Origin of the sequence: Rhodoferax sp. UBA5149 (assembly GCF_002413825.1) — a bacterium.
GTDB lineage: Bacteria > Pseudomonadota > Gammaproteobacteria > Burkholderiales > Burkholderiaceae_C > Rhodoferax.
Genome location: NZ_DHXT01000181.1, coordinates 1 through 8,711 on the forward strand (window position 1 = coordinate 1; position 8,711 = coordinate 8,711).

The 8,711-nt window shown below is 63.1% G+C and carries 9 protein-coding genes, 1 pseudogene and 1 riboswitch; of the genes and pseudogenes, 5 read left to right on the forward strand and 5 right to left on the reverse strand.

From position 1 onward, the window contains the following. Positions 1-262: pseudogene (locus B3V69_RS16330) on the reverse strand (phosphomethylpyrimidine synthase ThiC); the annotation flags it as partial. A gap of 94 nt (positions 263-356) precedes the next feature. Then, positions 357-458, reverse strand: a riboswitch (TPP riboswitch). Positions 459-668: 210 nt separating this feature from the next. On the opposite strand from B3V69_RS16330, the gene B3V69_RS16335 reads away from it, so the two are divergent. Further along, the gene (locus B3V69_RS16335) at positions 669-998 is read left to right on the forward strand and encodes a cupin domain-containing protein (RefSeq protein WP_296448066.1); all 330 of its coding nucleotides are present in this window, start codon (positions 669-671) and stop codon (positions 996-998) included. Positions 999-1,082: 84 nt separating this feature from the next. Here the strand turns inward: B3V69_RS16335 and B3V69_RS16340 are convergent, their stop codons facing one another. Then, a complete protein-coding gene (locus B3V69_RS16340; protein ID WP_296448067.1) occupies positions 1,083-1,475 on the reverse strand; it encodes a c-type cytochrome in 393 nt (130 codons plus the stop codon). Between the two features lie 32 nt (positions 1,476-1,507). After that, a complete protein-coding gene (locus B3V69_RS16345; RefSeq protein ID WP_296448068.1) occupies positions 1,508-2,104 on the reverse strand; it encodes a ferritin-like domain-containing protein in 597 nt (198 codons plus the stop codon). Between the two features lie 234 nt (positions 2,105-2,338). Between B3V69_RS16345 and B3V69_RS16350 the strand changes: the two genes are divergently transcribed. Then, positions 2,339-2,914 (forward strand): RNA polymerase sigma factor, encoded by a 576-nt coding sequence (locus B3V69_RS16350; RefSeq protein ID WP_296448069.1) that lies wholly within the window; start codon positions 2,339-2,341, stop codon positions 2,912-2,914. A 10-nt stretch (positions 2,915-2,924) separates the two neighbouring features. Then, positions 2,925-3,731, forward strand: a complete 807-nt coding sequence (locus B3V69_RS16355) for an anti-sigma factor (protein WP_296448070.1) — start codon at positions 2,925-2,927, stop codon at positions 3,729-3,731. 21 nt (positions 3,732-3,752) lie between these two features. On the opposite strand, the gene B3V69_RS16360 is transcribed toward B3V69_RS16355, so the two are convergent. Next, positions 3,753-4,859, reverse strand: coding sequence for an NADH:flavin oxidoreductase (locus B3V69_RS16360; RefSeq protein WP_296448071.1), 1,107 nt, complete (start codon positions 4,857-4,859; stop codon positions 3,753-3,755). 303 nt (positions 4,860-5,162) lie between these two features. On the opposite strand from B3V69_RS16360, the gene B3V69_RS16365 reads away from it, so the two are divergent. After that, positions 5,163-6,548, forward strand: coding sequence for a Fic family protein (locus B3V69_RS16365; RefSeq protein WP_296448072.1), 1,386 nt, complete (start codon positions 5,163-5,165; stop codon positions 6,546-6,548). Positions 6,549-6,605: 57 nt separating this feature from the next. On the opposite strand, the gene B3V69_RS16370 is transcribed toward B3V69_RS16365, so the two are convergent. Continuing rightward, positions 6,606-7,505, reverse strand: coding sequence for a LysR family transcriptional regulator (locus tag B3V69_RS16370; RefSeq protein ID WP_296448073.1), 900 nt, complete (start codon positions 7,503-7,505; stop codon positions 6,606-6,608). Positions 7,506-7,673: 168 nt separating this feature from the next. Here B3V69_RS16370 and B3V69_RS16375 point away from each other — a divergent pair, with 168 nt between their 5' ends. Further along, a complete protein-coding gene (locus B3V69_RS16375) occupies positions 7,674-8,375 on the forward strand; it encodes an NAD(P)H-dependent oxidoreductase (RefSeq protein ID WP_296448074.1) in 702 nt (233 codons plus the stop codon). The last annotated feature ends 336 nt before the right edge of the window (positions 8,376-8,711 follow it).

Sequence of the window (8,711 nt, forward strand, 5' to 3'; positions counted from 1 at the left end):
TGTAGGACTCGGTGTCGCCGCGCCGCTCGATCCAGGGGCTGCGCACCGAGGGCAGGCCCTGGCGCACGTCGATCGTGGCTTGCGGGTCGGTGTAGGGGCCGGAGGTGTCGTACACCACGACGGCCTCGCCGTTGCTCTGCATGATTTCACGCATCGGCACCTGGATATCGGCTTGCGAGCCGGGCACGTAAATCTTGCGCGAGGCCGGCAGGGGCTCGCGCGTGAGGCTCATCAACTGGCTGAATTTGTCGGGTGCGTTCATCGCGTAATCTCCTGAAGATGATGTGGTGACACAGTGCTCCGGAGAATAGTCAATCATGCGAACGGGGAGACAGTACGGGACCCGGCAAAGGGTGAAACAACGCAGTCTGGCTCTTCTTACGCCGGTATGAACCGGATCAAGTTCGCGGGTTTGGTGACCATCTCAGCGCATCCATAGCGCACCCCGGGCGGTCGCAAGTTTAAGCGATGCGCTTGAATTGTTTTTTGCCGGGCACGCCGCAGACCGTGTATGCTATTAATTCAATAGCATCTTGCGCATGAAGCACGAGGGCTAGAGGCCTAAATGACCTAAGACTATGGACCCACCGGCCGCAGGGTCAGCGCCGACCGCGGCAACGAACGGGCGACAATGAAGTCTGGACCCCCATCCACAAGGAGCGTTGACCATGGCAATTTCTCATTTGGCCGCAGGCCAAACCCTCAGTGTTTTACCGTTCGGAAGCGCCTTGGCGAATGCACGGACCACGGCGTTATTCAAGACCGAGCAGCTCGAAGTCATCCAGCTGGTGCTCGCCGCTGGCAAATCGTTTCCACCGCACAAGGTGGCGGGCGAGATCACGATTCAGTGCCTGGAGGGAAGCTTCGAAGTCACGATTGAAGGCGCAGTCCAGACCCTGAAAGCGAGTCAACTCATGTATTTATCAGGCGGTGTTCAGCATGGCCTGACCGCGCTCGAAGACGCGTCGGCCCTGGTGACGATTGTGTTGCGCAGATGAGGGGGTCCGCCCGACAGCGCGGTGAACAAACCCGTCCAAACGACATCTTTGATGGGTTTGCGAATTCGCAAAGTTTGAGTCCTTTCATTTCGCCGCGCTGTTTTTTGACAGCGAGGCGAGATAGGCGACCACATCCCGGCGGTCGTCCAGCAGCTCCACGCGGTAGCCCATGGCCTGGCCCGGCACGACGGATTCCGGATTGCCCAGCCAGGCCAGCAGTTTGTCGCGCTCCCATACATGCGTGGCGGCCCCCAGGGCCTTGGAATAATTGAAGTCGGGGGCCTTGCCCGCCACCCGACCCCACACCGCGCCCAAAGCCGGACCCACCCGATTCGCGTCCAGACTGTGGCAGGCGACGCAGCGCGATTCGAATATCGCCTGACCTTTGGCGACGGACCCGGTCTGCGCCTGCGCCGGGGGCAGCCCCAGCAGTGACAGCGCCCACGCTGCGACCACCGCTTGGAGAGGGCGCCACACGGCACCGCCGCGACAGGGCGTGCGCCCTCTCATCAGGCACCAAAAGTCAGGGCGCCCGCGGGCAAGGGACGACCCAGCGCGCTGGTCAGCACGGTGAAGTGCATGGCTTCATCGGCGGCCAGACGGGCGGCCACTTTGCCCAGGTCTTTGCTGCCGAACGCGGGAATCACGCCCAGGTAGGCATTGGTGGCACCCAGCTCCAGCCGCGCGGCCAGGTCCAGCACGTCGGCCTGGTTGCGCAGCGTGTCGGCTTTCAGCGCCATGGCGTAGTCGCCCAGTTTTTTCTCGGCCACCGGCACGCCGCCCATTTTCTGGATGGTGGCAATCAGGGCGTCGCGGTGCGCCTTGTGGTGGCTCTGAAACTGCACGGCAATATCGAGCACCGGCTTTTGCAGCAAGCCACTGCCGGCGCCCAGCTGGTAGGCGTTGATGGCTTCGTGCTCCAGCCCGAGCGCCACATTCAGGATGCTGACGTCTTTGGCCGTATCGCCGCCCATGCCTTGGGCCAGCACATCTTTGCCCGCCAGCAAGGCCACGGCCACGGCCGACAGCGTGCCGGTGCGGCCCATGAAGATGCGGCGTGACGTGGCGAGTGGGGGACGGTCGAGGGTTTGAACAAGGGATGGCATGATGTTTTCCTTTTGAAGTGGGTGAATGCTGGCTTGTCGGCGTCAAAAAAATCGTCCGACGGCTTGAATACGCAACCAGGGTGCCCACTGGATTCAGCATGTCCCCACGGGCTGGTCGGACATCGGGGCCGCTGAATCCACTTCGCCCCGGCCCGCGTACCCACTGCATCCGCGCACCCTGGCACCCGTCCACAAGCCATCCCCAAACACCGCACCTTCGCCGACAATCACGCCATGAACACAGATGCCCCAGATGCCGAACTGATCGCGCTGTTGGACCGCGTGGCGCGCCACGACGCCGCCGCGCTGAAGGCCTTATATGAGCGCTGTTCGTCCAAACTTTTCGGGCTGGCGCTGCGCGTGGTGCGCCAGCGCGAGTGGGCGGAGGACGTGTTGCAGGAGGCCTTTCTGACCATCTGGCGCGGCGCTGGCGACTACCGTGCCTCGCTCAGCCCGCCGATGGCCTGGATGGGCCTGATCGTGCGCAGCCGGGGGCTGGACTTTTTGCGCCGTCGCAGCGCCGAGCGCAGCCATCTGACGCAAGAACTCGACGAATCCATGGCCGACACGCTGGCCGGTGACGCACCCAGCCCGATGGACACGGCGCAGGCCAGCGAGCAAGCCTGGGCGCTGCACCAGTGTCTGGGTCAGCTTGAAAATCGCCAGCGCGAAGTCGTCAGCCTGGCCTACATCCGCGACCTCAGCCACCGTGAACTGGCCGAGCAACTCAAGCTGCCCCTGGGCACGGTCAAGACCTGGATTCGGCGCGGGCTGGAGCAATTGCGCCTGTGCATGGCGCGCTTTGCCTGAGGACCGACGCTTGAACCTGATCAAACACCCCGAGCTGCTGGACCGTCTGGCCGGCGCTTATGCGCTGGGCACCTTGCGCGGCGGCGCCCGGCGTCGCTTCGAGACCATGGCGCGCGAGCAAGCCCCGGTGCGGGTGGCCGCGCTGGTCTGGCAAACCCGCATCGCCAGCATGAACGAGCTGCAGCCCCAGTCTGAACCGAGCCCGCGGGTGTGGACCCGCATCGACATGCTACTGCAAGGCGAAAGAAATGCGCAAGCCCCGCAAGCCCAACAGGCAGCGCGTCAGGCGGCGGTCCGCGAAGCCGCGCCAGCCAGCGCCGCCCAGGCTGGCTGGCTGCGCAGTGTCACCCTGTGGCGCGGTGCCGCCGCCGCCGGTGCGCTGGCAACCGTGCTGGCCGTGGTCACGGGCTTGAACTTGCGCGAACAGTTGGGTCGTGAAGTGCAGCAGTTGCAGGCCCGCTTGCTGGCTACACCGCAGATTGAATACGTCGCCGTGCTGGCCGACGAGCAATCGGCCGCCGCCATGCTGGTCACGCTTGACCCGAAAAACAAAAAACTCACGCTGCAGCGCGTGGGCCGCTACCAGGAGGCCGGTGACCGGTCTTTACAGCTGTGGGCGCTGCCCGCCACCGGCGGGCCACGTTCGCTCGGAGTGTTGGGGCAAGACCGCGTGCTGCGTCTCACGGCCGGCGAAGGTGAGGTGCGTGAAGTGCCGACGCTGGCCATCAGCCTGGAGCCCAAGGGCGGCGTGCCCAGCGCGAGTGGCCCCACCGGCCCGGTGTTGTTCAAGGGCGCGTTGATTCAAAAAATGCTGTGAGGCAGTCGCCAGGCATTCGCGTTACACCAACTCTGCCAGCGCCGCCGGTGAATAGTCAGACAACTCCGCCGTGCGACCATCGCGCACCTTCACGGCCCAATCGGGATCGCTGATCAGGGCACGGCCCACGGCAACCAGGTCAAAGTCGCCGCGGTCAAAGCGGCGCAGCAGCTCGTCCAGCGAGGCCGGCTTGGACGACTCGCCACCGACCATGGAAGCAATGAACTCGCCACTCAAACCGACCGAGCCCACGGTGATGGTGGGGCGACCGGTCAGCTTTTTGGCCCAGCCAGCAAAGTTGAGATCGGAGCCTTCAAACTCGGGCTCCCAGAAGCGGCGTTGCGAGCAATGGAAGATGTCGGCGCCCGCGTCGGCCAGCGGTTGCAGCCAGGCGGCCATCTCGTGCGGGCTTGTGGCCATCTGCACGGCGTAGTCCTGCTGCTTCCACTGCGACAGGCGGATGATGATCGGATAGTCTGGGCCCACTTCGGCACGCACCGCCTTCAAGATGTCCGCGGCAAAACGCCCGCGTTGCACCAGATCGCTGCCGCCATGGCGGTCGTCGCGCAGGTTGGTGCCTTCCCAGAAAAACTGGTCAATCAAATAGCCGTGGGCGCCATGCAGTTCGATGGTATCAAAACCCAGGCGCTTGGCGGCCCCGGCAGCGCGGGCAAAGGCGGCAATGGTGTCGGCGATGGTCTCATCCGTCATGGGCTCGGTAAACTTTTTACCGGGCGAGGAATAACCCGAGGGGGAATCCCACGGCGCTGGCGGCTGCCATTCGGTGCGCCGATTGCGCACCGCGCCCACGTGCCACAGCTGCGGCGCCATCACGCCGCCCGCGCCGTGCACGGTATTGATCACGTTTTGCCAACCGGCCAGTGCGTCGTCACCCCAAAAGCGGGGCACGTTGGGGTCATTGGACGAGGCGGGCCGCTCCACCACGGTGCCCTCCGAAACAATCAGCCCTACCGCGGCGGCGGCGCGCTTGCGGTAGTACTCCGCCACGGCCTCGGTGGGCACGCCACCCGGCGAGAACGAACGCGTCATGGGCGCCATGACGATGCGATTAGGCAGCTTGAGGGTCTTGAGCGCGAAGGGTTGAAACAGAGAGGCAGCGGTAGACATGGGCTTTTCCAGAAAGGGAATGATCAGAATGGTTCAGTCTATGGCGAAAAAGCGACCAGACAACAAGCGGGGTGTCGCCGAGGTGATTTTTGTGCTTCATCGTGCCTACATCGGCTCACCTTGGACGATGAAGACACTTGACCGTTGGATGAGGTGCGGGGTCGGGGTGGTTGGCACGCGTTGACAGCGGAAAACAGCGCCACCACTTGAGTCAAAAAATGGCGCAGTTCACAAAACAGCGCCATAATTCGCAAAGAAAATCGCTTAATCGCGCCAAAATAGATAAACTGCGCCATTTTTAGCATGACAACTTACACCGCCCTGCTCCAAAGCATCCAGTCCGCCCCAACTGGCATCATGCTGGCTGAACTGCTGGCGCAACACCCAGCGCTCGCGCGACGCACGGTGCAGCGCTGGGTCAGCCAATGGATTTCCGCCGGGGACATCGTTGCCCAAGGCGAAGGGCGCGCCCGCCGGTATCTGGCAGCTAGCGACGCCACCTTCGCACCAAGCGCAGTTTGTGCCGCAGCCGAGATCACGCCCGGCGACACCTTTCCCGCCCACATTCCGCTCTCGGCCGACAGCCAGGACGTCCTCGCTTACGTCACCCAGCCGCTGCAGGCGCGCAAGCCGGTGGCTTACCAGCGCGACTTTCTGGATGCCTACCAACCCAACGTCAGCGCCTACCTGAGCGCCCCACTGCGCCGCCAACTGCACAACATGGGCAAGACCACCCGGATGAGCGAACCCGCAGGCACCTACAGCCGCGCCATCCTCAACCGCCTGCTGATCGACCTGTCGTGGGCCTCCAGCCACCTGGAGGGCAACACGTATTCGCGCCTGGACACCGTGGCGTTGATCGAACATGGGCGCACAGCCACTGGCAAGGGCGCCATCGAGACGCAAATGATCTTGAACCACAAGACCGCCATCGAACTGCTGCTGGATAACGTGGGCGCAGACAGCATGGGTAAGGCGGGCTTGAGCCGCTACCTGCTGATGAACCTGCACAGCGCATTGGCAGAAAACCTGCTGCCCAACCCGGCTGACGAGGGCCGCATCCGCCAGCACGCCGTCAACATCGGCAAAAGCGTGTACCGGCCCCTGTCCACGCCCCAGCAGATCGACGAGGCATTGGATGGGGTGCTGGCGAAGTTGAACCAGATTACGGACCCGTTTGAGCAGTCGTTCTTTGCCATGGTGCACCTGCCCTACCTGCAGCCCTTTGCCGACATCAACAAGCGCACGTCACGCCTTGCGGCCAACTTGCCCTTGTTTCGAGCCAACTTGTGCCCCCTGACGTTTTTGGACGTGCCCGAACAAGCTTATAGCCACGCCACCTTGGGCGTGTACGAACTCACACGGGTGGAACTGCTGCGCGATCTGTACGTATGGGCCTACGAACGCTCGACTCAGGAATACCAGGCCATCCAGCAAGACCTGACTGAGCCCGACCCCACCCGCCTGGCCTACCGCGATCTGATCAAACAGACAGTGCGGGAGGTGGTGCAACAGCCGCAGGCAGACCCGCTGCAGGTCATTGAGCGCGTCCTTGCCTCTGTGCCACAGGTCGACCGGGTGGATGTGCATGCCTTGCTGGTGCAAGAACTGCAGCGTCTGCATGAAGGCGTTTTGGCGCGGTACGGCTTGCGGCCATCGGAGCTGGCGGCTTGGAAGGCGGCGCAATAGGCGCAACCCATACCAGACGGCATCAGCAACGATGCACCGGAAGGCCTCCGCACAGCGTTAGATGCGTTCGCCGAACCGTTTCGACTGCAGGAATTCAACAAACGTTGCCGTGTTCAATGCCAACCATTGGCGTGCCGGGTACACCGCGTAGATGGGCGGACCGGGCGGAAGGCTGTACTCCGGCAGCAATTCGACCAGTGCACCACTGGCCAGCTCCTGCTCCACCAAAAGCCGGTCCAGCAGCGTGATACCGGCGCCGCTGCAGGCGGTAGCCACCAGCGCCATGCCATCGTTGATGCGGATGCGCCCCTGCACCCGAACCCGTGTGGTGGTGGCGCCCATCGACAAAGGCCATTCGTCGAACACGCGGTTTTCTCGCGTCCACAGCAGACAGTCGTGGTGGGCCAAATCCTCGGGTGTCGTGGGAACGCCGGCACGGTCAAGGTAGGACGGTGCGGCCACCAGCACGCGGGGGTTGTCAGCCAGCTTGCGCGCGACCAGCGTCGAATCTTCCAGTTGCGCCACGCGGATAGCCACATCGATCTGCTCGGCGATCAGGTCGCTCAGGCGGTCTTCCACCAGCAGCGTCACCTCCACCTGGGGGTAGCGGCGGGTGAACTCGGTGATCAAGGGCACCAGATGGCGCTGCCCCAGCGGGCGCGGGCAGGCGACCCGCAGCGGACCACGAACCTCTTGCTGAAACTGGCCTGAAATCTGTGCCACGTTGCTCAATGCACGGTCGATCTGCTGGGCTTCCAGCAGCACCACCTTACCGACTTCGGTCAGGGTCAACTTGCGCGTGGTGCGCTGAATGAGTCGCGCACCAAGGTCGGCCTCGAGCCGGGCCAACTGGCGCGAGATGACCGACTTGCCGCACCCGAGCCGGGTTGCCGCAGCACTGATGCTGCCGGCGCTGACGATGGCAGAAAAAGCGGTCAGAAGTTGAGGATTCAGCATGCACAGCACCCAATTGTTGTTCTAAAAGCAACTCAATTGTGCTTTATTGGGTCTTCTCAAGCAACGTTATTGTCTCTACATTCGGTACAAGCGCGTGAGACTCGACCTTAAACGCGACCTTAAATGCGACGCCCAACGCGATCCAACCCCAACCCAAGGAACCCTTGTATGACCCCCACCGCAACGCTCGCCCCCCATTCGAACACGGCATCGGCCGAAGCCCAGGAACTGCCATCGGACGCGCTGATTGAGCGCCTGCAGTGGCGCTACGCAGCCAAGAAAATGGACCCGGCCAAGGCGGTGCCGCAAAACAAGGTGGAGCGGATCCTTGAGGCGGCGCGCCTGGCGCCGACATCGAGCGGCTTGCAGCCCTACGAGATTTTTGTGGTCACGAATACCGAAGTGCGCCAGCGGATCAAGCCGATCGCCTGGAACCAGGGGCAAATCACGGACGGCTCGCACCTGCTGGTGTTTGCCGCGTGGGACAACTACACGACCGACCGAATCAACATGATGTTCGACCTGACCAACACCGTGCGTGGCGTGAAGAACGAGGGCTGGGAGAACTACCGCAACATGTTGCTGGGCATGTACCCCCAGCGTGACGCCGAGGTGAATCACCAGCACGCTGCGCGTCAGGCCTACATTGGCATGACCGCCGCGATGCTCGCAGCGGCCTTTGAAGAGGTGGATTGCACGCCGATGGAAGGCTTCGACTCGAAAGCGCTGGACGAAATCCTGGATCTGCGCGCGCGTGGCCTGCGCAGCGTAGCCATCCTGCCGCTGGGCTACCGCGAGTCCGACAAGGATTGGTTGGTGAATCTCACCAAGGTGCGCCGTCCGCGCGAACAGTTCATCACGGAAGTCTGATACACCTCCGTGCAGTGGCTACCCCGGCCAAAGCGGCATTTGGCGCAGATTGCCAGGGAGCACAGGGAGGCGCGTGAATGATTCGCGCAACAGCGCTTCGAAAAAGCCTCCTTGGACAAGCCAACCTGAAACTGGCTTCGACTGCTTCAATGCAGCGTGAGCCGACGGCCGCCAGTACCCGCTTTCTGGATGCGCAGATGTTGGCGCCGACGCTGAATTGGCCCAGGCTGCTGATTTTTGCCGACCCACCTCGCCGGTCGGGAGAACCGCTTGGTGCAATTACGCCAGCCTCTTTGGCCTGGGGCAGTCCAAATCGGCAGTCTGGGTCAAAAAGGT

Coding starts and splice junctions, on each gene's coding strand:
- B3V69_RS16335 (WP_296448066.1), top strand. CDS start 669: ATGGCAATTTCTCATTTGGCCGCAGGCCAAACCCTCAGTGTTTTACCG.
- B3V69_RS16345 (WP_296448068.1), bottom strand. CDS start 2,104: ATGCCATCCCTTGTTCAAACCCTCGACCGTCCCCCACTCGCCACGTCA.
- B3V69_RS16350 (WP_296448069.1), top strand. CDS start 2,339: ATGAACACAGATGCCCCAGATGCCGAACTGATCGCGCTGTTGGACCGC.
- B3V69_RS16360 (WP_296448071.1), bottom strand. CDS start 4,859: ATGTCTACCGCTGCCTCTCTGTTTCAACCCTTCGCGCTCAAGACCCTC.
- B3V69_RS16365 (WP_296448072.1), top strand. CDS start 5,163: ATGACAACTTACACCGCCCTGCTCCAAAGCATCCAGTCCGCCCCAACT.
- B3V69_RS16370 (WP_296448073.1), bottom strand. CDS start 7,505: ATGCTGAATCCTCAACTTCTGACCGCTTTTTCTGCCATCGTCAGCGCC.
- B3V69_RS16375 (WP_296448074.1), top strand. CDS start 7,674: ATGACCCCCACCGCAACGCTCGCCCCCCATTCGAACACGGCATCGGCC.